This is a genomic window from Streptococcus sp. F0441, from assembly GCF_000314775.2.
Lineage (GTDB): Bacteria > Bacillota > Bacilli > Lactobacillales > Streptococcaceae > Streptococcus.
On record NZ_KB373321.1, the window covers coordinates 210,631 to 232,437 of the forward strand.

Genomic DNA, 21,807 nt, shown 5'->3' on the forward strand with positions numbered 1-21,807 from the left:
CCAGGTATGCAACCAAGTCCTCAACCAGAAGGCAAGAAACCACACACGCCGGCACAACCCGGTACTGAAAATCAGAAGCCATCTGCTCCAAAACCGGGTATGCAACCAAGCCCTCAACCAGAGGGTAAGAAACCACACACACCGGCACTACCAAAGACACATAAAATCTTTACAGCAGCAGATGGCAAGACGAAAGTTTCAGTAGTATTTGATAAACCTACAGATGCTGATAAGTTACATCTCAAGGAAGTAACGACGAAAGAGTTGGCTGATAAAATTGCTCGTAAAACAGGAGGAGGAACAGTTCGTGTGTTTGACTTATCTCTTTCTAAAGGAGGCAAGGAAACTCATGTCAATGGAGAACGAACTGTTCGGCTCGCGCTTGGGCAGACTGGTTCGGATGTTCAGGTCTATCACGTAAAGGAAAATGGCGACCTTGAGCGTATTCCTTCTAAAGTTGAAAATGGGCAAGTTGTTTTTAAAACGAACCACTTCAGTTTGTTTGCGATTAAGACACTTTCTAAGAATCAAAATGTCACCACACCTAAGCAGACTAAACCGTCTATCCAAGATAGTCAAACACAGATAGGAGAGAGCCAAACTGGAAAATTCCAGAATAAAGAAGTTAATCATAAACCACTGGCTACTGGAAATGAAACAGTGGCAAAAGGGAATCCTACATCAGCAACTGAGAAGAAATTGCCATCTACAGGAGTGGCGTCTAATCTAGTTCTTGAGATCATTGGTCTCCTTGGTTTGATTGGAACTTCATTCATCACGATGAAAAGAAGAAAATAATGACTCAGTTTTTTAAAAATATCCACTTTCGATATTTAGCATTTGATTGGTTAACCATTGAAGATCCCAAAGATTTTACTTATAATTGGTATCTAATAATGATAAGTCATTTCATATAGAGATGAAACTAAGATATAAAAAGAGAAGGCTAGTGAACCACAAAAGTTAGAGTTTTTATGTTCAACTTTTGAGGGGCAGTATAAAGATGGCCTTCTCTTTTTTGCCACCTTTTTATAAAAAATAATAAAAATATATTGACAAAATAAAAATATAGTATATAATAAAAACACAGAAAATAAAAATATTAAAAATTATAAAAAGGTAAAACGTTTATGAAAAAGAAAACAGCAGTGATATTTGGAACCTTTGCCCCTCTCCATCAAGGGCATATCGACCTTATCCAGAGAGCGAAGCGCCAGTGTGATCAGGTCTGGGTAGTCGTTTCAGGCTATGAGGGAGACCGAGGGGAGCAGATAGGCTTAACTCTTCAAAAACGATTTCGCTATATCCGAGAAGCTTTTCGTGACGATGAGTTGACCTCTGTCTGTAAGCTGGATGAGACCAACCTTCCCCGTTACCCTATGGGCTGGCAGGAGTGGTTGGACCAGATGTTAGCGGAGATTTCCTACGATGAAAACCAGCAAGAGCTGATCTTCTTTGTAGGAGAAGCAGACTACCAGCAAGAGCTATCTAAACGTGGATTTGGCACTGTCTTGCAAGAAAGAAAGTTTGGTATCTCATCGACTATGATTCGAGAAAATCCAAGCAAATATTGGAAATACATCGCTCAGCCCTTCCGTCGTCAGTTTACAAAGAAAGTGTTGATTATGGGGAGTGCCAGCAATGGGAAGACCACTCTGGCCAAGGATTTGGCAAGGTATTACGATGCGCCTGTTAGTCTGGAATACGCGCGTGAGTACCAGATTAAAAATAACGTTCGCGACGATGAATTGACTCCAAAGGATTATTACTATCTTCTGTTGGGGCAGTATGACCAGACCTCCAAGTTAATCGATAGCAATGCCAATCGAGGCCTAGTGATAGCTGATACCAATTCATTGGTAACCAAGGGCTACTATGACTATTACATGGAGACTGAGGACCAAAGGGACTTATCAGGGGAGACATTTGACAATCTCTTTGTTTCAATCTTGGCCAAGGAAAAATGGGATTTGATTCTCTTTGTGCAACCTGTCGGCTCCTATGTCAATGACGGGTTTAGAGATATGACCATGGCAGAAGACCACATTCGCTACAGTTTTTCCCAGCATTTGGATCAGATGAGAGAGCGATATTTAACCACCATTCCACTAGTTTATCTAGCTGAGGATTACCTAGGAAATTATGAAGCAGCCAAAGTGGCTATCGATACTATTTACCAAGCAGATTAGGATAAAATGATGAAAACAGTAACTAAAAAAATCACACAATTTATCGAAAACTTTAAAAATGTCCATGCAGAAGCCCGCAAGATCGGTTTTGTAGGAATCATGCGCCTGCTCTGGAAAGATCTCTTTGTCGGACGTAGCCTTTTCCAGTGGTTGTATCTCATCGCCTTGTCAAGTGTTCCCTTGATCTTAGAGTTCACGCAAAATACGGAAAGTCATGACTGGCTGAGCTTGTTTGCATCCTGGACTGGTATTGTCTGTGTTATCTTGGTAGCAGAAGGTCGTGCAAGCAATTATCTCTTTGGAGCCATTAACTCTGCAATCTATTTGGTCCTAGCTATGAATGCGACTTTTTATGGCGAAGTCTTGACGACCGTTTACTTCTTTGTCATGCAGCCGATTGGTCTCTATGCTTGGTTGTCCAATCGTATCAACGATCAAGGAAAACCAGAAGAATCCCACTTTGAAGCTAAGAAATTATCTGTTCTTGACTGGCTCAAGTACTTGGCCTTGACTGCTATCATTTGGATTGGTATGGGCTTGGCTTACCAAAGTATCCATAGTGCTCGCCCTTTCCGTGATAGTGTTACCGACGCGACCAATGGTGTTGGTCAGCTCCTGATGACACGTCTCTACCGTGAGCAATGGATTTTCTGGATTGCAACCAATCTCTTTAGTATCTATCTCTGGTGGGGTGAAAATATCCACATCCAGGGGATGTACTGGGTATACACACTCAATAGTCTAGTGGGTTGGTACCAATGGACCAAGGCAGTTCGAAAGGAGGCATAAGATGGCAGACATAAAGATTCCAGCCGGGATGACGGAAAAAGAATATTTTGAAATCCATGCCAGTCAGGAGGAGTTTTTAGACTGGTACTACAGACAGGAACTCCCTCAATATGAAAAACCAAGTGTGACAGTAGATATGGTAGCCTACTGCTTTGTAGAAGGAAAGATCAAGCTCTTGCTAATTCGTCGCAAGGCCCACCCTTATCAAAACTGTTTGGCTCTGGTTGGAGGCTTTATGGATAAGGGAGAAGATGCTGCACATGCCTGTCAGCGCGAGGTGAGTGAAGAAGTCAATCTCGATCTACCTTTGGAAAAAATCGAGCAATTGATGACCGTATCGACCCCTGGGCGTGATCCACGGGGCTGGACAGTGACCATTGCCCACTTGGTGTACCTACCTAGTCGTGCATTAGACCTCGTTCAGGCAGGAGACGATGCTAAGGATGTCGTTTTCGTAGATGTCGATTTCCAGACAGGTAAATGCTTCCTAGAGGGAGTGGAGCTGGAGGAGCAAGCCTTCGCCTTTGACCATTATGCCATTATCCAAGAATCTATCAAACGAATCCAAGGCCGTCTCGACTGGAACCCGACCTTCCTCTATCTGTTGGAGGAAGAGTTCACCGTCTACGAAGGAACTGAGCTGGTCAATCTCATCAATCCTGGTCGGCCCATCGTCAGCAATAACTTTCTCGTAAAATACGGAGAATATGTAGAAGAAGTCGGGCTCAAACGAGTACCTAAAAAGAAACCAAGAAAAACCTATCGATTGAAATAAAAAGTAAGGCCGGGACAAAGTTTCCGACCTCTTTATTTATCATCATTTTTATGAATGGCTATCTTTCTTAGAATTACACAAGAGCGATGCAAAAAATAGGACTCTAATCTAAAAAATTTCCTATTTTTTCGTTTCGATTACGAATTGAAATAGTGGAGGGAACAATTTTTAAAATAGGTTCTCTAAATAGTTGACAGATTCAAGGTCTAATGTTACAATTATGTTACAAAAAGATTTCTTAATATTTCAAAAACGTTACAAAGGAGTAAAAAATGAAAAAGAAAACCTATATCAAATTGATGGCAGCGACTGTGTTGGCTTCTACCTTGCTACTAGCAGCTTGTGGAAATAAAAACGAAACCACTCAAACTAGTAGCTCTGCAAAGACAAGTCAATCATCAAGCTCTAAAGCAGCTTCTTCTAGCAAAGAAAGCAAGACTCAAAAATCTTCAAGCTCAGCTTCATCTGAAAAGGCCCAGGCATCTTCTGGTCAGTCTTCTACAGCGGCGGATCAGTCACAAGCGAAACCAGCGCCTGAATCAAGACAAGAACAAGCAGCCCCTAGTCAGCAAGCTCCATCTCAGGCACCTTCAACTCAGCAAGGCTCTCAAGCCCAGTCTAACCAGTCAGGCTATGATCCAACAACTGACCGCAAACTTCAAGACAAGCAAGCAGAACACAACAAACGCTACAAGGGTGTTTTAACCATGGTCGATGGTGATTTCTCATCAGCTGCAGGCAACTGGAAGGGAGCGAATGGCGAAACTATTACGGTTTCATCAGGGGGTCAATTTACAGTAGAAACTGCAGAAGGAAATAAAGAAAACTACTCTATTAGAGGCTACTCTTACACTCTTGATGATGGCAAGTATAATGCTAAAATCGGAGGAGGAAAAATCATCCAAATTACAACAGGTGCGGATGGTAAAGTTTCAAGCGTTGCCTTGATTCAATAATAAAATTTGATGTTTTAACTCTTACTAGAAATCGTTCTGTAAAAGAGTGAGTCAACTGTTTTTCACTTAGTTTCTCCAAGAGAAAGTGGTATAATAAAAAAATCAAAGGAAAACGAGTGATAATACATGGCGGATAAATTAATCTTACCTCAAAACACACGATTGATGGGAGTATTTCTTGGATTTGTAGGTGGTTCTTTGGATGTGTTTTGCCATATTCAATACCATAGTTTGGTAGCGACACAGACAGGGAACATTCTCCTACTGATATCTGATTGGCACGACTCAAATGTTATCAATACGATGCTACGATTCTGCTCCATTATTTTCTTTTCTCTAGGATTTCTGTTTGCATTGCACATGAAAGAATACCGTAAAACGGCCTACTGGCGGGTTAAGATGCTGCTTCCTTTATTTATTGGAACTCTTATTCTACCTTTCTTTTCACGATTTCCTCTATTAGAAGTTCCTTTCATCGCTTTTGGAACAGGAATGATGATGCTAACATTTACGGGCAGTTTGATTGAAGATCATCCCTATGTCATTTTTATGACGTCTGGAAATTACCGAAAGATGTTGACTGCTTTGTATCGCATTGCTAGAAGAGAAGGAAATATCCAAGAATACTGTCGTCAGGCCTTAAATTATGGGATTGTTGTGGGAAGTTTTATAGTGGGCGCAATCAGCTTGGCTGTATTGATGCATTTTCTTCATGAATGGTCTATATGGATTGTCAGCCTCAATTTGTTTTTGATTATGTCCTACTATATAGCTAGAGTGAAGCAGTTAGATTTACAAGATGAAAACATATAAAAACGGCAAAGCTCAAAAATGAGTCTTGCCGTTTTTGTGAGTTGTAGATGTGAGACTATGCTTTGTCTAGTTGCAAGAGGGCCTCAATTTCTGCAAGAGTACTAGCTTGTGAAATGGCTCCACGAAGTTTGGCAGCGCCAGATGTTCCCCGGAGGTAGTGAGGAGCGAGGCCGCGGAATTCACGAACGGCTACGTTTTCCCCTTTGAGGTTAATCAAGCGTTTCAAATGTTCGTAGGCGATTTTCATCTTATCCTCAAAGGTCAAATCAGGAAGGATTTCTCCTGTTTCAAAGTAGTGGTTGATTTGATTGAAGAGGTAGGGATTTCCCATGGCTGCTCGGCCAATCATAACTGCGTCAGCACCAACTTCTTCGATGCGTTGTTTAGCATCTTGAACTGTACGGATGTCACCGTTGGCGATAAATGGGATCTTAGTCAGTGCTTGGGCTACATCGTGCAAGGTTTCGAGGTCTGCGTGGCCTGTGTACATTTGTTCGCGGGTACGGCCATGCATGGCGAGAGCAGAGACACCAGCAGCTTCGGCGGCGAGAGCATTTTCCACGGCCAGGGATGGGTCAGACCAACCAGTACGCATTTTAACTGTGAGGGGGATATCAAGGACAGATTGGACCTTGTTGATAATAGAGTAGATCTTGTCTGGATCCTTGAGCCACATAGCGCCAGCTTCGTTCTTCACGATTTTGTTAACTGGGCAGCCCATGTTGATATCGACGATATCAGTCTTGGTGTTTTCTTGGATGAATTCTGCTGCGAGTGCGAGGCTATCTTCATCGCTACCAAAAAGTTGGATAGAAACAGGATTTTCGCCTTCATCGATATGAAGCATATGAAGAGTTTTTTCATTGTTGTATTGGATTCCCTTGTCAGAGACCATTTCCATGACAACGAGTCCAGCTCCGAGCTCTTTTGCGATGGTACGAAAGGCTGAGTTGGTGACACCAGCCATGGGTGCTAAAACGGTACGATTGGGAATCTCAACATTGCCAATCATAAAAGGTGTATTAAGATTTGTCACGAATGAGTTCCTCCAGGTCGTTTTCATCAAAGTTATAGGTTGTTTGGCAGAATTGACAAGTGATTTCTGCCCCGTGGTCTTCCTCTTTCATTTCCTCTAAGTCTGAGACTGGAAGGCTGGCAAGAGCATCCATAAAGCGTTCTTTGCTACAGTCACATTGGAAACGAATTTCTTCTTCAGATAGACGTTTGTAAGATTCGTCACCATAGATGGCCTTGAGGAGGGCTTCGATATGGTCTTCACTTTCCAGAAGAGTTGAGATAGCTGGCATTTCTTGGATGCGTTTCTCAAAGCGGGCAATCTCTTCTTCCTTGGCCCCTGGCAATACTTGGAGAAGAAAACCACCGGCAACTTCGACCTTGTCGTCTTTGTCTAAAAGAACATTGAGGCCGACTGCTGAAGGAGTTTGTTGGCTTTCTGTTAGATAATAGGCCAAGTCTTCACCGATTTCCCCAGAGATGAGAGGAGTCATGGAGTTGTAGGGATTTCCAGTACCGTAGTCTGTGATAACGAGAAATTGACCATTTCCGACAAAAGGTCCGACAAGGACTTCACCAGTTGCAGTCTTTTTGATGTCAACACCTAGATTTTGAACGTAGCCTTTGACGTTGCCCTTGGTATCTGCGACGGTGATGATGGCACCAAGAGAGCTGGTTCCAAGAACTTTAATCGTTAGCTTGGTATTTCCTTTTTCATTGGCTGCGAGAATTTGGCTAGCGATAAGGGTGCGACCAAGCGCGACAGTTGAACTGGCTTGGGTTTGATGTTTTTCTTGAGCAGTGCGGACGGTTTCTGTGCTGTCAAGGACAAAAGCACGAAAGGCTCCGCTTTTTGATATAGTTTTAATAATTTTATCCATAGCTACTATTTTAGCATAAAAATGCCCAAAGGGGGAGTCGTGTGTTTGCTGTCATTCTTTAAACTGTTTAATTTCTGATGACTGGTATAGGAGATTTATAGAAATGGAAATTTTTGTTCACATTTACTGTTAACATTTTAATTTATCTTAAAATAACCTAAAACGAACTTTTAAGTTATGGTAAACAGTTGAAAAAAAGGTTGATAAAGTGGTAAAATGTTAGGAAGATAAGTTACTAATAGTGCGTATTTGTATTTGATAGAAATGATATATTAATGGATAGCTTATGAAAAAACAACGAAACCTACATGTATTTTTAGGCCGGACGGCCCTATATTTTGTAATCTTGCTTGGCCTGCTTTATTTTTTTAGTTACCTTGGGCAGGGACAAGGTGGCTTTATTTATAATGAGTTCTAGTTTAAAGGAGAAAAGGAACAGTGTCTAATAAACCGATAAAAGATATGATTGAAACGATTGAGCACTTTGCTCAAACACAGCCAACATATCCTGTCTACAATGTTTTAGGTCAAGAGTATACTTATGGTGATCTGAAGGCTGATTCAGATAGTTTAGCTGCAGCTATCGATCGACTTGACTTGCCTGAGAAATCTCCAGTCGTCGTTTTTGGTGGTCAGGAATATGAGATGTTGGCTACCTTTGTAGCGCTGACTAAGTCGGGTCATGCCTACATTCCAATTGACAGCCATTCGGCCTTGGAACGAGTTTCTGCTATCGTAGAAGTTGCAGAGCCAAGCTTGATTATTGCTATCTCAGATTTTCCATTAGAGCAAACTAGCATACCGATGCTGAATTTGGAGCAAGTCCATGAAGCTTTTGCTCAAGCCTCCAGCTACGAGATGACGCATCCAGTCAAGGGGGATGACAACTACTACATCATCTTTACTTCTGGTACGACTGGTAAGCCTAAGGGGGTGCAGATTTCCCATGACAATCTCCTCAGTTTTACCAACTGGATGATTACAGATAAGGAATTTGCGACGCCAAGTCGTCCACAAATGCTGGCTCAGCCCCCTTATTCTTTTGACCTATCTGTCATGTACTGGGCGCCAACCTTAGCACTGGGTGGTACGCTTTTCGCTCTTCCATCTGCCATTACTCAGGATTTCAAAAAACTCTTTGCGACGATTTTTTCCTTGCCAATCGCTATCTGGACCTCAACACCGTCCTTTGCAGATATGGCCATGTTGTCAGAAGACTTCAATAGCGAGAAAATGCCTGGAATCACGCATTTCTACTTTGATGGTGAAGAATTGACGGTCAAAACAGCTCAAAAACTGCGCGAGCGATTCCCTGATGCTCGTATTATCAATGCCTACGGTCCAACAGAAGCGACAGTAGCTTTGTCAGCAGTTGCCGTCACTAATGAGATGTTGGCGACTCTCAAACGCCTGCCAATAGGCTATACCAAGGCTGATTCTCCAACCTTTATCATTGATGAGGAAGGTAAGAAAGTTCCAAATGGTGAACAGGGAGAAATCATCGTTTCTGGGCCAGCTGTTTCAAAAGGCTATATGAATAATCCTGAAAAAACGGCAGAAGCTTTCTTTGAATTCGAAGGTCTTCCAGCCTACCACACAGGGGATGTAGGAACCATGACAGATGAGGGCTTGCTTCTCTATGGTGGACGCATGGATTTCCAGATTAAGTTTAATGGTTATCGCATTGAACTTGAAGATGTCTCTCAAAACCTCAACAAGTCTCGCTATATCGAGTCGGCTGTTGCTGTCCCACGTTATAACAAGGACCACAAGGTACAAAATCTATTGGCCTATGTCATCCTAAAGGACGGCGTTCGTGAACAGTTTGAACGTGATATCGATATTACCAAGGCTATCAAAGAAGACCTAGCAGATATCATGATGTCTTATATGATGCCGTCTAAGTTTCTCTATCGAGATAGTTTGCCGCTAACGCCTAATGGTAAAATTGATATCAAGGGCTTGATCAATGAGGTAAACAGTAGATGATGGAGCTTTATAAACAGCTACCTCATTTGGAACCTTATGGTGATCTTCAGTACTTTTTATACGTAATTGCTGCGACTTTACCTATCTTTATTGGTCTTTTTTTCAAGAAACGTTTTGCCTTGTACGAGGTGCTCGTTAGTCTCTTCTTTATCGTCACCATGTTGGTAGGTGGAAAGACGAATCAAATAAGCGCTCTTATCCTTTATGTTATCTGGCAAGTACTTCTTGTATCTTTTTACAAAAGGTATAGGAAACAACGGGATAGTAAATGGATATTTTACCTAGTTAGCTTTTTATCTCTATTGCCTATCGTCTTTGTGAAAGTATCTCCTGCTATTCATGGACCTCAATCTTTGTTTGGATTTTTAGGGATTTCTTACTTAACCTTTCGTGCTGTTGGGGTTATCGTTGAGTTAAGAGACGGTGTCATTAAGGATTTAACGATTTGGCAATTCTTACGTTTTCTTCTCTTTATGCCGACTTTCTCGAGTGGTCCCATTGATCGTTTTAAACGCTTCAATGAAAATTATGAGACCATTCCTGAACGGGATGAGTTGATGAACATGCTAGAAGAGGCTGTCAAGTATATCATGCTTGGCTTCCTTTACAAGTTTATCTTGGCCCATGTTTTGGGAGAGATATTACTGCCTCCGCTGAAAAATTTGGCCTTACAGACAGGCGGTTTCTTTAATCATTATGCTCTGGCGGTGATGTATACTTTTGGTCTAGACTTGTTCTTTGACTTTGCGGGCTACTCTATGTTTGCCTTAGCCATCTCCAATTTGATGGGGATTCATAGTCCCATCAACTTTAACAAGCCTTTTTTGTCAAGGGATTTAAAGGAGTTTTGGAATCGTTGGCACATGAGTCTGTCTTTCTGGTTCCGTGACTTTGTCTTTATGCGGATGGTCATGGTGTTGACCAGAAAGAAGGTCTTTAAAAATCGCAATGTCACTTCAAGTGTAGCCTACATTCTCAATATGCTGATTATGGGATTTTGGCATGGTGTGACCTGGTACTACATCGCCTATGGACTTTTCCATGGGATTGGGCTAGTCATCAATGATGCATGGGTTCGTAAGAAAAAAGCGCTCAATAAAGAACGGAAAAAAGCTGGAAAGGGTTCCTTACCTGAGAATCGCTGGATTCAGTTGCTTGGCATGGTTGTCACCTTCCATGTCGTGATGGTTTCATTCTTAATCTTTTCTGGATTTTTGAATGATTTATGGTTTAAAAAATAAAAGGATATGAAAAATGGATATCAAATCAGAAGTTATTGAAATTATTGATGAGTTGTTTATGGAAGATGTTTCTGACATGATGGATGAAGATCTTTTTGATGCTGGTGTCTTGGATAGCATGGGAACGGTTGAATTGATTGTTGAGATTGAAAACCGTTTTGACATTCGTGTTCCAGTGACGGAGTTCGGTCGTGATGACTGGAATACGGCTAATAAAATCGTAGAAGGTATTACGGAGTTGCAGAATGCTTAAACGCTTGTGGCTGATCTTTGGGCCTATCTTCATTGCTGGATTTTTGGTTCTTCTACTCATCTTTTTTTATCCAAGTACAACAAGCCATAATCTGACGGAGGAGAAATACTCCGCGGCTTCTATTAGTACAGAGAGCTTTAAGGAGAGAAGTCAAAAAGTGAGGGCTCTTACGGATCCAAATATGCGTTTTATTCCTTTTCTAGGGTCCAGTGAATGGATTCGATTTGATAGTGTCCATCCAGCTGTTTTAGCGGAAAAATACCATCGTCCCTATCGTCCTTACTTTCTAGGTCAAGCAGGAGCAGCCTCTCTAAATCAATATTTTGGTCTACAGCAAATTTTGCCAGAAATAGAGAATAAGCAGGCGGTATTTGTGATTTCGCCTCAGTGGTTTACGGAGACAGATTATGAACCCGCAGCGTTTCAGAGATTTTTTAACAGTGACCAATTGACAGCTTTTTTGGAAAATCAATCTGGTGATATTGCTGCAAAGCATGCGGCTATTCGATTGTTAAAGCAGAATCCTAATGTTGCATTAAAAGGCATTGTTCAAAAACTGTCAAAGGGTGAAGAATTATCAGAGGTTGATCAGGTTGCTATTGATATTTTTGCGCGATTCAATGAAAAGCAATCCGCTCTCTTTGGACAATTCTCCATTCGAGGAAAACTCAAGTACAAGGAACACGTGGAGAACTATTTAAAAGATCTTCCGGATCAATTTTCTTATGATGAGTTAGAAAAAATTGTTCGTAAGGACGCAGAAGCAAATACGACCAATAACGATATGGGGATGGAAAATCATTTCTATACGAGAGAGGTTAAAAAGGATTTAAAAAAATGGGAAGGGTATCAAAAAAATTACAACTTCCTCAAGTCCTCTGAATACAATGATTTGCAGCTGGTCCTCAATCAATTTGCTAAGTCGAATGTCAATGTGCTCTTTGTCATTCAGCCGGTTAACAAGAAGTGGATGGAGTACACAGAGCTCAGCGAAGAGATGTACCAGCATGCAGTGGAGAAAATTCGTTACCAATTAGAAAGTCAGGGTTTTACCAATATTGCTGATTTTTCAAAAAATGGAGGGGATCCATATTTTGTTAAGGATACCATTCATCTAGGATGGTTGGGTTGGCTGGCTTTTGATAAGGTTGTCAATCCTTTCTTGACGGATCCAAAGCCAGCTCCAGACTACAAGATGAATGACCGCTTCTTTAGCAAGGACTGGGCGACCTATGATGGAAATATCAAAGATTTTCAATAACAAATCAAAAGAGTTCAAGTGTGAAATGTGCTCTCATGTTCTCCCTTGACTCTTTTTTGGTTTATGATATAATTAACCAGTAAAGAATCGGAGGCTATCCAAGTTTTTTTACGAAAAAGATAGCTAGGGAAGGAGTAACACATGAGACAGCTTGCACAGGAAATCGATAACTTTTTAAACGAGGTGATCCTGAGATCTGAGAACCAGCATGAAATTCTGATTGGGCATTGCACAAGTGACGTAGCCTTGACCAATACTCAGGAACACATCCTCATGCTCTTGTCGGAAGAGTCCCTAACCAACTCGGAGCTAGCCCGTCGTCTCAATGTCAGTCAGGCAGCAGTGACCAAGGCTATCAAGTCTTTGGTCAAAGAGGGCATGTTAGAGACATCCAGAGATCCCAAGGATGCGCGTGTGATTTTTTATCAACTGACAGAGCTAGCTCGACCAGTAGCGGCAGAACACCACCATCATCATGAACACACGCTCTCAGCCTATGAACAAGTAGCAAATCAGTTTACTCCAAATGAACAAGAAGTCATCCAGCGGTTTTTAACTGCTTTAGTAGGAGAAATCAAATAATGCGGTATATTACAGTAGAGGACTTGTCTTTCTATTATGACAAGGAACCTGTCCTCGAGCATATCAACTATAGTGTTGATAGTGGGGAGTTTGTCACCCTGACTGGTGAAAATGGAGCTGCCAAGACGACGCTGATTAAGGCAAGTCTAGGCATCTTGCAGCCAAGATTTGGCAAGGTAACCATCTCAAAGACAAATACTCATGGGAAAAAACTTAGGATAGCTTATCTCCCGCAGCAAATTGCTAGTTTTAATGCAGGATTTCCAAGTACAGTTTATGAATTTGTCAAGTCGGGTCGCTATCCGCGAAAGGGTTGGTTCCGTCGCTTGAACGCCCATGATGAGGAGCATATCAAGGCCAGTCTAGACTCAGTTGGTATGTGGGAACACCGTGATAAACGAATTGGCTCCCTCTCTGGAGGGCAAAAGCAACGAGCAGTGATTGCGCGGATGTTTGCTTCTGACCCGGATATCTTTGTCCTGGATGAGCCGACGACAGGGATGGATGCTGGAAGCAAAAATGAATTTTACGAACTCATGCACCACAGTGCCCACCATCATGGCAAGGCCGTTTTGATGATTACCCATGATCCTGAGGAGGTTAAGGACTATGCGGATCGCAATATTCATCTAGTCCGTAACCAAGACTCGCCATGGCGTTGTTTCAACGTTCACGAAAGCGACCAGGAGGTGGAATATGCTTAGTTTGTTATCTTATGACTTCATGCAGCGTGCCTTCTTGGCGGTCATTGCCATGAGTCTCTTTTCTCCAGTTCTTGGAACCTTCCTTATCTTGCGTCGTCAGAGTCTCATGAGTGATACACTCAGTCACGTTTCTCTATCAGGGGTAGCCTTTGGTCTGGTTTTGGGGATTTCTCCAACTATTTCAACCATTGCTATCGTCTTGATCGCTGCGGTCTTTCTAGAGTATCTCCGGACAGTCTATAAGAACTTTATGGAAATAGGAACTGCCATCCTCATGTCTACAGGGCTTGCAGTCTCCCTTATCGTGATGAGTAAGGGGAAAAGTTCGAGTTCCATGAGTTTGGACCAATATCTCTTTGGTTCGATTGTGACCATTAGCCAGGAGCAGGTGATTTTCCTCTTTGCCATTGCTGCGGTCGTTTTACTCTTGACTTTCTTATTCTTGCGACCAATGTATATCCTGACTTTTGATGAGGACACGGCCTTTGTGGATGGCTTGCCAGTTCGTACCATGTCTATCCTCTTTAACATGGTGACAGGGGTGGCGATTGCCCTTATGATTCCAGCAGCAGGAGCTCTTCTGGTATCGACCATTATGGTCTTGCCAGCTAGTATTGCCCTTCGTCTGGGGAAAAACTTCAAATCTGTTATGTTGCTAGCCAGTGCTATTGGCTTTTTGGGAATGGTGGCAGGACTTTATATTTCCTACTATGCGGAAACCCCTGCCAGCGCTAGTATTACCATTATCTTTGTAGCTGTCTTTTTATTAGTCAGTCTACTGAAACGTTTTATCAAATAGGAGAATGAAATGAAAAAACTGAGCTTACTACTAGCTAGTCTATGTGCCCTGTTTTTAGTGGCTTGTTCCAATCAAAAACAGGCAAATGGGAAGCTAAATATCGTGACAACCTTTTACCCTGTCTACGAATTTACCAAGCAAGTCGCAGGAGATACTGCTAATGTAGAACTCCTAATCGGTGCTGGTACAGAACCCCATGAATATGAACCATCTGCCAAGGCAGTTGCTAAAATCCAAGACGCAGATACCTTCGTCTATGAAAATGAAAATATGGAAACTTGGGTTCCAAAATTGCTAGAATCCTTGGATAAGAAAAAAGTGAAAACTATCAAGGCGACAGGTGATATGCTCCTCTTGCCAGGTGGTGAGGAAGAAGAGGAAGGGCATGATCATGGCGGTGAGGGTCACCATCACGACTACGATCCCCACGTTTGGCTTTCACCAGCACGTGCTATCAAACTGGTAGAGCATATCCGTGACAGCTTGTCAGCAGATTATCCTGATAAAAAAGAGACTTTTGAGAAGAATGCTGCTGCCTATATTGAGAAGTTACAAGCCTTGGACAAGGCATACACAGATGGCTTGTCTCAAGCCAAACAAAAGAGCTTTGTGACCCAGCACGCTGCCTTTAACTACCTTGCCTTGGACTACGGTCTCAAGCAAGTATCCATCTCAGGTCTCTCACCAGATGCAGAGCCATCGGCAGCACGTTTGGCAGAATTGACAGAGTATATCAAGAAAAACAAGATTTCTTATATCTACTTTGAGGAAAATGCCTCACAAGCCCTCGCCAATACCCTCTCAAAAGAAACGGGCATCAAACTAGATGTGCTCAATCCGCTAGAAAGTCTGACAGAAGAAGCAACCAAGGCTGGTGAGGACTATATCTCCGTGATGGAGAAAAACCTCAAGGCTCTCAAGCAGACAACAGATCAAGAAGGACCGGAAATCGAGCCAGAAAAGGAAGAAAACACCAAGACAGTTCACAATGGTTACTTTGAGGATGCAGATGTCAAAGACCGCACCTTGAGTGACTATACTGGTAACTGGCAGTCTGTCTATCCTTTCCTTGAGGATGGAACTTTTGATCAAGTCTTTGACTACAAGGCTAAGTTGACTGGCAAGATGACCAAGGATGAGTACAAGGCCTACTATAGAAAAGGCTATCAGACAGATGTGACTAAGATCAACATTACGGATAATACCATGGAGTTTGTTCAAGGTGGCCAAAGCAAGAAATTCACCTACAAGTATGTCGGCAAGAAAATTTTGACTTATAAGAAAGGCAATCGTGGTGTGCGCTTCCTCTTTGAAGCGACAGATGCGGACGCTGGACAGTTCAAGTACGTTCAGTTTAGTGATCACAATATTGCCCCAGTTAAGGCAGAACATTTCCATATCTTCTTTGGAGGTACCAGCCAAGAAGCCCTCTTTGAAGAGATGGATAACTGGCCAACCTACTACCCAGATAACCTATCTGGACAAGAAATCGCCCAAGAAATGTTGGCGCATTGATGCAAGAGAAGATCCCGCAAATCTGCGGGATTTTTTGCTGGAAATGATTAGGTTGTTAGGTATTATAGTACATAGCTGTGCTGTTCACAATGTGATAAAGCAGTCATTTTTTGCTTAGTAGACTTTGGCTGATTCTAACTAGCTGGCAAATACAAAAGCTACGATTGTACAAATTATAGAATCTTTTCAGGGGATTTAGGAAGAAATCTTAGTCATATTGACGCTACTATCGCTTTTTGTTATAGTCAAGGAGAGAGCAGTCTGGAATAATAGTTTATTCACAGTCTGTGGATAAGTCTAGGAGAAAATGACATACAACTCATGGTGTTGAAGTATCCTGATAATAGTTCCGTATATTAGTGACTTTCTAGAAAGCTAGTAGAAACCCTAGTATAAAGCTATTTGATAAAGGTCTGTTTAGGGTGAAAGCTTCCAAGTCTAAAAGCTGGAGTCTGAAAAGACTAGTTTTTAGGTATGTTTTCTTATCCACAAGTTGTGGATAACTTTGTGAACAAGAGAAAGAGATATGAGATGATGACGAACATAAAACCACATGGACCATTACCAAGTCAGACCCAGCTGGATTATTTAGAGGATGAACTAGCTGCCTTTATCCATTTTGGCCCCAATACCTTTTATGACCAAGAATGGGGAAGTGGGCAAGAGGATCCTGTGCGTTTTAACCCGACCAAGTTAGATGCGCGTGAATGGGTTCGGGTACTCAAAGAAACAGGTTTTAAAAAGCTGATTTTGGTGGTCAAGCACCACGATGGTTTTGTCCTCTACCCGACAGCACATACAGATTATTCGGTCAAGGCTAGCCCTTGGAGGGATGGAAAGGGGGACTTGCTCCTTGAGGTTTCCCAAGCTGCGACTGAGTTTGACATGGACATGGGAGTGTATTTGTCTCCTTGGGATGCTCACAGTCCCCTCTATCACGTAGACCGAGAAGCGGACTACAATGCCTATTATCTGGCTCAATTGAAGGAAATTTTGTCAAACCCTGCCTATGGGAATGCCGGTAAGTTCTCTGAGGTGTGGATGGATGGTGCTCGAGGCGAAGGGGCCCAGAAAGTCAACTATGAGTTTAAGACCTGGTTTGAAATCATTCGTGACTTGCAGGGCGATTGTTTGATTTTCTCAACTGAGGGAACTAGTATTCGCTGGATTGGAAATGAACGAGGTTATGCAGGGGATCCCTTGTGGCAAAAAGTCAAACCAGACCAGTTAGGAACAGAGACGGAATTAGATTATCTACAGCACGGAGACCCCTCGGGTACGTTGTTTTCAATCGGTGAGGCAGATGTTTCCCTTCGGCCGGGTTGGTTTTACCATGAGGATCAGGATCCCAAGTCTCTTGAGGAATTGGTCGAAATCTACTTTCACTCAGTGGGGCGGGGAACCCCTCTCTTGCTCAATATTCCGCCTAATAAAGATGGCCTCTTTGACGAAAAGGATATCCAGAGACTGTATGAATTTAGAGCTTACTGTGATGAGCTCTACAAAGAAGATTTGGCTTTGGGAGCCAAGGTATCTGGCCCTGATTTATCACCAGACTTTGCCTGTTATCATCTGACAGATGGACGGAAGACCAGTTCATGGGCAAGTGATGCAGAACTGCCAATTCAGTTAGAGCTCGATTTAGAGTCACCTAAAACTTTTGATGTAATCGAGCTGAGGGAAGATTTGAAGCTAGGACAACGCATCGCTGCTTTCCATGTTCAGGTAGAGTTGGAGGGTGTCTGGCAGGAGTTTGGAACAGGATTTACAGTAGGCTATAAACGCCTTTTGCGCGGATCCATGGTAGAGGCTCAGAAGGTGCGTGTAATCATCACAGAGGCACAGGATTTGCCAGTATTAACTAAGATTTCACTTTATAAAACACCTAGCTTGTCAAAAAAAGAAGCTGTTCAGCAACTGGAGTTTTCAGAAAAAAGTCTCGCTGTGACCAAGGGAGAAAATATCCACTTTACAGTGAAACGCAGAGAATCTAGCAGTCCTTTAGAAGCTAAGATTTCGATTCAACCAGGGACGGGTGTGCATGGTGTCGCTTATCAGGATGAGATTCAAGTTATTGAGTTTCAAGTTGGCGAGACTGAAAAAAGATTGACGCTCCCAACCTTGTATTTTGCAGGAGATAAAAGCTTGGACTTTTATCTGAATCTGACGATAGATGGGCAGCTTGTTGACCAGCTTCAGGTCCAAGTTTCATAAAAGAAGAACCTTTGCGCTATGCAAAGGTTTTTTTGGTTATGAGTGATTTGGTAGCCAGCTGAGGGTGAAGGTCAGTTGTTCAGCTTTTAAGAGGTCTTGGTGTTGGATGCTAGATACAGAGGTCTTGTCCAATCGACACTCTTTGACAAAGTTAAAATGGCTGTAGTTTTGCTCGGCATGGATATCTAACCATTTATTTTCCTTAGCTAGGTAGACACGCAGATGGTCAAAGAGAGGGATTCCGAGGTCGTAGCTGGGTTTGTCTGGACAGGTCGGGTAGAATCCAAGAGCCGACCAGATGTACCAAGCAGAGAGACTACCGTTGTCCTCATCGCCAGGATAGGCTTGCCAACTTGGGTGAAAGGCTTTCTGACGTATCGACTTGATGAGAAGAGCAGTGTAGTCAGGGTAGTCACTGTAGCGGAAGAGATAAGGGATGTGGAAACTAGGTTGGTTGGAAATGGCGACTTGTCCAAAGGGAGCAGTAGCCATCTCGCTCATCTCGTGAATCTCATAACCATAGCCAGTCGTTTCAAAGAGAGGAGCATCCTGACAGGCTTTCAAAAGGTAGTGGCTAAAGGTTTCTTTTCCACCCATCAGTTGGATTAAGCCAGGGATGTCGTGTAGAATGCCTAAAGTCGCTTGAATGGCAGAGCATTCAGCGTAGTCTCGCCCTCAACTGTATGGAGAGAAGTCGGGACGGAAGTTTCCTTGACTGTCTCGTGCTCGCATGTAGCCCGTCGCATTGTCAAATAGATGGCGGTAATTTTGTGACGAAGTTCTATAAGTTTCCGCGATGTCATTTTGACCAAGCTTTTCGGCACAGCTGGCGATACAAAAGTCACTATAGGCGTAGTCTAGGGTGTGGCTGACGCTTTCGTGGTGGTCGGTAGAGAGGTAGGCCAGTTCTTGGTATTGTGCCAAACCGTGACGACCATTGATGCCGAGAGGGTCGGACTTAGTGGCTGTCTCCAACATGGCTTGGAGGAGTTCTTCTTCCAAGTCAGGAGCCATTTCCTTGCAGGCACTATCTGCGATAATACCGTCCAATAGAGTCCCTGGCATCATGCCACGTTCATCTGGAGCCAGCCATTTAGGCAGAAAACTAGTATCGCGGTAGCTATTGAGGAAACCTTCTAAAAAGCGGTGATAGTGTTCCGGTATGATAAGAGCAAAGAGGGGGAAGGTGGTGCGGAAGGTATCCCAGAAACCATTGTTGCTAAAGAGGACACCGGGCTTGACAGTGCCAGTAGACAAATCCATGTGGATGGCCTGCCCTGAATCGTTCACCTCATAAAATGTCTGTGGGAAGAGGAAGAGTCTGTAGAGGCAGTGGTCAAAGAAGGTTCGGTCAGCCTCCCCTGTCTCTATAATATCAAAACGGTGGAGGAGGTTTTCCCAGTCTGCTTGGGCATTTGCTTTACAGCCATCAAAGTCCTTTTGAGGTAGATTAAGCAACGCTTGAGAAGGAGAAATAAAGGAAGTCGCTAGCTGAATCTCGGCATGGCTGTTTGCTAAGTCAATTCGCCAGTCTCCACCTTCTTGGCTGACAGCAAGAATATCCGTATTCATTTGTAGAGCAGTAAAGAGTATCAGAGGACTTTTATTGGTCTCTGTTTTTCCGTCTTGTCTTAGGGCAAGATTCCTCTTATCTACTTGCTCTACGGTCAGTTCATCTGCTGCGTGAAGATAGAGGGAGAGGGCTTTGCCTTGCTTTTGCTCTAGGCGAATTGAAGCACCGTAGCAAGTCGGTGTGAGCTGGATTTCAATCTGATAGCGCAGGGAGAAAATTCTCAGATAATGAGGTTGGAAAGAGGCTTTTTCGATATCATAAGAAGACTGACGGTGAAAGAGACTGTCTCCATTTAGTTGACCTGTGACAGGTGTTAGGAGGAGCCAAGAGTAGTCTCCAATCCAAGGGCTGGGCTGGTGGGTCAACCGAATCCCCTGAAAGATAGGCAAATGCGGATCGAAAAACCAAGCTCCATCCTGGTCGCTGGTCTGGGGAACAAAATAATTCATCCCAAAAGGAACGCCCGTGTAGGGCAGGGTATTTCCTCGAGAAAAGGCATGCTTGCTAGCAGTCCCAAAGCGGGTATCGATGGTCTCAAGTAGTGGTTTCATAGTCTTTCCTTTAGCTGTTTTTCTACATTATATCAGAAAAATGAGACCTTTAGATATGGGGTTCGAAAGTAAGCAATTTTGTAGAAAAATGACTATCATTTGTGTATATATTTTCTAGCATAAAAACTATATACTGAACATGAAACTTGTTTGAAAGAGGAAAAAATACTATGATTTATTCGAAAGAAATTGTTAGAGAATGGCTAGACGAAGTAGCAGAGCGTGCCAAGGACCATCCGGAGTGGGTGGATGTCTTTGAGCGTTGCTACACCGACACCTTGGACAACACGGTCGAGATTCTAGAAGATGGTTCAACTTTTGTACTCACAGGGGATATTCCTGCCATGTGGCTTCGGGATTCAACAGCCCAACTCAGACCCTACCTTCATGTGGCTAAAAGAGATGCCCTCCTGCGTCAGACCATTGCAGGTTTGGTCAAGCGTCAAATGACCTTAGTATTCAAAGATCCGTATGCCAATTCCTTTAACATTGAAGAGAATTGGAAGGGCCACCACGAGACTGACCATACAGACCTTAATGGTTGGATTTGGGAACGCAAGTACGAGGTGGATTCGCTTTGCTATCCTTTGCAGCTGGCCTATCTCCTCTGGAAAGAGACTGGCGAGACCAGTCAGTTTGATGATACTTTTGTCGCAGCGACTAAGGAAATTCTCCATCTGTGGACGGTGGAACAAGACCACAACAACTCTCCTTATCGTTTTGTTCGTGATACGGACCGTAAGGAAGACACTCTGGTAAATGATGGCTTTGGACCTGACTTTGCCGTGACAGGAATGACCTGGTCAGCTTTTCGTCCGAGTGATGATTGTTGTCAGTATAGCTACTTGATTCCATCCAATATGTTTGTCGTCGTTGTCTTGGGTTATGTGCAAGAAATCTTTGTCGAACTAGACCTAGCTGATAGCCAAAACATCATCGCAGATGCTAAACGTCTGCAAGCAGAGATCCAAGAAGGGATCGAAAACTATGCCTACACCACCAATAGCAAGGGCGAAAAGATTTACGCCTTTGAAGTGGATGGTCTAGGAAATGCTAGCATCATGGATGATCCAAACGTACCAAGTCTACTGGCTGCTCCATATCTTGGTTACTGTGCGATTGATGATGAGATTTACCAAGCAACTCGTCGCACCATTCTGAGCCCTGAAAATCCCTACTTCTACCAAGGAGAATACGCTAGCGGTCTCGGAAGTTCTCATACCTTCTATCGCTATATCTGGCCAATCGCCCTTTCTATCCAAGGCTTGACAACAAGAGATAAGGCGGAGAAGAAATTCTTGCTCGATCAGCTCGTTGCCTGCGATGGTGGCACAGGTGTCATGCATGAAAGCTTCCACGTAGATGATCCAACGCTCTACTCTCGCGAATGGTTCTCATGGGCCAACATGATGTTCTGTGAGTTAGTCTTGGATTACCTGGATATCCGCTAATACTCTTCGAAAATCTCTTCAAACCACGTCAGCTTCGCCTTGTCGTAGGTATGGTTACTGACTTCGTCAGTTCCATCCACAACTTCAAAACAGTGTTTTGAGCTGACTTCGTCAGTTCTATCTACAACCTCAAAGCAGTGCTTTGAGCAGCCTGCGGCTAGCTTCCTAGTTTGCTCTTTGATTTTCATTGAGTATAAAAGGGGCTCGCTTTAGTTTCACCGATTCGTGTCAGAATCACAAATTTACATTTAAAACGT

19 protein-coding genes and 1 pseudogene are annotated in these 21,807 nt (G+C 43.1%); 17 read left to right on the forward strand and 3 right to left on the reverse strand.

The window, feature by feature from the left end; all coding sequences use genetic code 11:
- The 6 genes from HMPREF9188_RS01035 to HMPREF9188_RS01060 form a co-directional block, all read left to right on the forward strand.
- Positions 1-798 (forward strand): LPXTG cell wall anchor domain-containing protein (locus HMPREF9188_RS01035; RefSeq protein ID WP_009729593.1); only part of this gene is annotated, 798 nt, incomplete at its 5' end.
- 332 nt (positions 799-1,130) lie between these two features.
- Complete coding sequence (locus HMPREF9188_RS01040) at positions 1,131-2,189, forward strand: AAA family ATPase (RefSeq protein WP_009729594.1); 1,059 nt, start codon at positions 1,131-1,133, stop codon at positions 2,187-2,189.
- Between the two features lie 9 nt (positions 2,190-2,198).
- Complete coding sequence (pnuC, locus tag HMPREF9188_RS01045) at positions 2,199-2,978, forward strand: nicotinamide riboside transporter PnuC (RefSeq protein ID WP_009729595.1); 780 nt, start codon at positions 2,199-2,201, stop codon at positions 2,976-2,978.
- 1 nt (position 2,979) lies between these two features.
- A complete protein-coding gene (locus tag HMPREF9188_RS01050; protein WP_009729596.1) occupies positions 2,980-3,753 on the forward strand; it encodes an NUDIX domain-containing protein in 774 nt (257 codons plus the stop codon).
- Positions 3,754-4,025: 272 nt separating this feature from the next.
- Positions 4,026-4,709 (forward strand): hypothetical protein, encoded by a 684-nt coding sequence (locus tag HMPREF9188_RS01055; protein ID WP_009729597.1) that lies wholly within the window; start codon positions 4,026-4,028, stop codon positions 4,707-4,709.
- Positions 4,710-4,835: 126 nt separating this feature from the next.
- Entirely contained in the window at positions 4,836-5,522 is a 687-nt protein-coding gene (locus tag HMPREF9188_RS01060) for a DUF1275 family protein (protein ID WP_009729598.1), read from the forward strand.
- A gap of 55 nt (positions 5,523-5,577) precedes the next feature.
- Here the strand turns inward: HMPREF9188_RS01060 and dusB are convergent, their stop codons facing one another.
- Together dusB and hslO are read right to left on the reverse strand one after the other, a co-directional pair.
- Complete coding sequence (gene dusB, locus HMPREF9188_RS01065) at positions 5,578-6,558, reverse strand: tRNA dihydrouridine synthase DusB (RefSeq protein ID WP_009729599.1); 981 nt, start codon at positions 6,556-6,558, stop codon at positions 5,578-5,580.
- Positions 6,545-7,417: an Hsp33 family molecular chaperone HslO gene (hslO, locus tag HMPREF9188_RS01070; protein ID WP_009729600.1), complete on the reverse strand. Its 873-nt coding sequence runs from the start codon at positions 7,415-7,417 to the stop codon at positions 6,545-6,547. Before hslO ends, dusB begins: the two co-directional genes overlap by 14 nt.
- A gap of 286 nt (positions 7,418-7,703) precedes the next feature.
- Between hslO and HMPREF9188_RS01075 the strand changes: the two genes are divergently transcribed.
- From HMPREF9188_RS01075 to HMPREF9188_RS01120, 10 genes are all read left to right on the forward strand, one after another.
- The gene (locus HMPREF9188_RS01075) at positions 7,704-7,835 is read left to right on the forward strand and encodes a teichoic acid D-Ala incorporation-associated protein DltX (RefSeq protein ID WP_007518064.1); all 132 of its coding nucleotides are present in this window, start codon (positions 7,704-7,706) and stop codon (positions 7,833-7,835) included.
- 20 nt (positions 7,836-7,855) lie between these two features.
- On the forward strand, positions 7,856-9,406 hold the full coding sequence (dltA, locus tag HMPREF9188_RS01080) for a D-alanine--poly(phosphoribitol) ligase subunit DltA (RefSeq protein WP_009729601.1): 1,551 nt from the start codon (positions 7,856-7,858) through the stop codon (positions 9,404-9,406).
- Positions 9,403-10,647 (forward strand): D-alanyl-lipoteichoic acid biosynthesis protein DltB, encoded by a 1,245-nt coding sequence (dltB, locus tag HMPREF9188_RS01085; RefSeq protein WP_009729602.1) that lies wholly within the window; start codon positions 9,403-9,405, stop codon positions 10,645-10,647. Before dltA ends, dltB begins: the two co-directional genes overlap by 4 nt.
- A 13-nt stretch (positions 10,648-10,660) precedes the next feature.
- Positions 10,661-10,900, forward strand: coding sequence for a D-alanine--poly(phosphoribitol) ligase subunit DltC (dltC, locus tag HMPREF9188_RS01090; RefSeq protein WP_000351973.1), 240 nt, complete (start codon positions 10,661-10,663; stop codon positions 10,898-10,900).
- Positions 10,893-12,161: a D-alanyl-lipoteichoic acid biosynthesis protein DltD gene (gene dltD / locus HMPREF9188_RS01095; RefSeq protein ID WP_009729603.1), complete on the forward strand. Its 1,269-nt coding sequence runs from the start codon at positions 10,893-10,895 to the stop codon at positions 12,159-12,161. The genes dltC and dltD overlap by 8 nt, the downstream gene beginning before the upstream one ends.
- Before the next feature lie 141 nt (positions 12,162-12,302).
- On the forward strand, positions 12,303-12,743 hold the full coding sequence (gene adcR / locus HMPREF9188_RS01100) for a zinc-dependent transcriptional regulator AdcR (RefSeq protein WP_001249325.1): 441 nt from the start codon (positions 12,303-12,305) through the stop codon (positions 12,741-12,743).
- Positions 12,743-13,447, forward strand: a complete 705-nt coding sequence (locus HMPREF9188_RS01105) for a metal ABC transporter ATP-binding protein (protein WP_009729604.1) — start codon at positions 12,743-12,745, stop codon at positions 13,445-13,447. Before adcR ends, HMPREF9188_RS01105 begins: the two co-directional genes overlap by 1 nt.
- Positions 13,440-14,246 carry a metal ABC transporter permease gene (locus HMPREF9188_RS01110; protein WP_000950023.1) on the forward strand — a complete coding sequence of 269 codons (807 nt, stop codon included), beginning with the start codon at positions 13,440-13,442 and terminating at the stop codon, positions 14,244-14,246. Before HMPREF9188_RS01105 ends, HMPREF9188_RS01110 begins: the two co-directional genes overlap by 8 nt.
- Before the next feature lie 9 nt (positions 14,247-14,255).
- Positions 14,256-15,761, forward strand: coding sequence for a zinc ABC transporter substrate-binding protein AdcA (locus HMPREF9188_RS01115; protein ID WP_009729605.1), 1,506 nt, complete (start codon positions 14,256-14,258; stop codon positions 15,759-15,761).
- Between the two features lie 534 nt (positions 15,762-16,295).
- On the forward strand, positions 16,296-17,975 hold the full coding sequence (locus tag HMPREF9188_RS01120; RefSeq protein WP_009729606.1) for an alpha-L-fucosidase: 1,680 nt from the start codon (positions 16,296-16,298) through the stop codon (positions 17,973-17,975).
- A gap of 36 nt (positions 17,976-18,011) precedes the next feature.
- Here the strand turns inward: HMPREF9188_RS01120 and HMPREF9188_RS01125 are convergent.
- A pseudogene (locus tag HMPREF9188_RS01125) lies at positions 18,012-20,099 on the reverse strand (GH92 family glycosyl hydrolase).
- A 170-nt stretch (positions 20,100-20,269) separates the two neighbouring features.
- Here HMPREF9188_RS01125 and HMPREF9188_RS01130 point away from each other — a divergent pair.
- On the forward strand, positions 20,270-21,550 hold the full coding sequence (locus HMPREF9188_RS01130; RefSeq protein WP_009729609.1) for a glycoside hydrolase family 125 protein: 1,281 nt from the start codon (positions 20,270-20,272) through the stop codon (positions 21,548-21,550).
- Positions 21,551-21,807: the final 257 nt, after the last annotated feature.

Bases quoted from the DNA above. Each gene is read 5' to 3' on its own strand.
- HMPREF9188_RS01040 (WP_009729594.1), top strand. From the start codon at position 1,131: ATGAAAAAGAAAACAGCAGTGATATTTGGAACCTTTGCCCCTCTCCAT.
- pnuC (WP_009729595.1), top strand. From the start codon at position 2,199: ATGAAAACAGTAACTAAAAAAATCACACAATTTATCGAAAACTTTAAA.
- HMPREF9188_RS01050 (WP_009729596.1), top strand. From the start codon at position 2,980: ATGGCAGACATAAAGATTCCAGCCGGGATGACGGAAAAAGAATATTTT.
- HMPREF9188_RS01055 (WP_009729597.1), top strand. From the start codon at position 4,026: ATGAAAAAGAAAACCTATATCAAATTGATGGCAGCGACTGTGTTGGCT.
- HMPREF9188_RS01060 (WP_009729598.1), top strand. From the start codon at position 4,836: ATGGCGGATAAATTAATCTTACCTCAAAACACACGATTGATGGGAGTA.
- hslO (WP_009729600.1), bottom strand. From the start codon at position 7,417: ATGGATAAAATTATTAAAACTATATCAAAAAGCGGAGCCTTTCGTGCT.
- HMPREF9188_RS01075 (WP_007518064.1), top strand. From the start codon at position 7,704: ATGAAAAAACAACGAAACCTACATGTATTTTTAGGCCGGACGGCCCTA.
- dltB (WP_009729602.1), top strand. From the start codon at position 9,403: ATGATGGAGCTTTATAAACAGCTACCTCATTTGGAACCTTATGGTGAT.
- dltC (WP_000351973.1), top strand. From the start codon at position 10,661: ATGGATATCAAATCAGAAGTTATTGAAATTATTGATGAGTTGTTTATG.
- dltD (WP_009729603.1), top strand. From the start codon at position 10,893: ATGCTTAAACGCTTGTGGCTGATCTTTGGGCCTATCTTCATTGCTGGA.
- adcR (WP_001249325.1), top strand. From the start codon at position 12,303: ATGAGACAGCTTGCACAGGAAATCGATAACTTTTTAAACGAGGTGATC.
- HMPREF9188_RS01105 (WP_009729604.1), top strand. From the start codon at position 12,743: ATGCGGTATATTACAGTAGAGGACTTGTCTTTCTATTATGACAAGGAA.
- HMPREF9188_RS01110 (WP_000950023.1), top strand. From the start codon at position 13,440: ATGCTTAGTTTGTTATCTTATGACTTCATGCAGCGTGCCTTCTTGGCG.
- HMPREF9188_RS01115 (WP_009729605.1), top strand. From the start codon at position 14,256: ATGAAAAAACTGAGCTTACTACTAGCTAGTCTATGTGCCCTGTTTTTA.
- HMPREF9188_RS01120 (WP_009729606.1), top strand. From the start codon at position 16,296: ATGACGAACATAAAACCACATGGACCATTACCAAGTCAGACCCAGCTG.
- HMPREF9188_RS01130 (WP_009729609.1), top strand. From the start codon at position 20,270: ATGATTTATTCGAAAGAAATTGTTAGAGAATGGCTAGACGAAGTAGCA.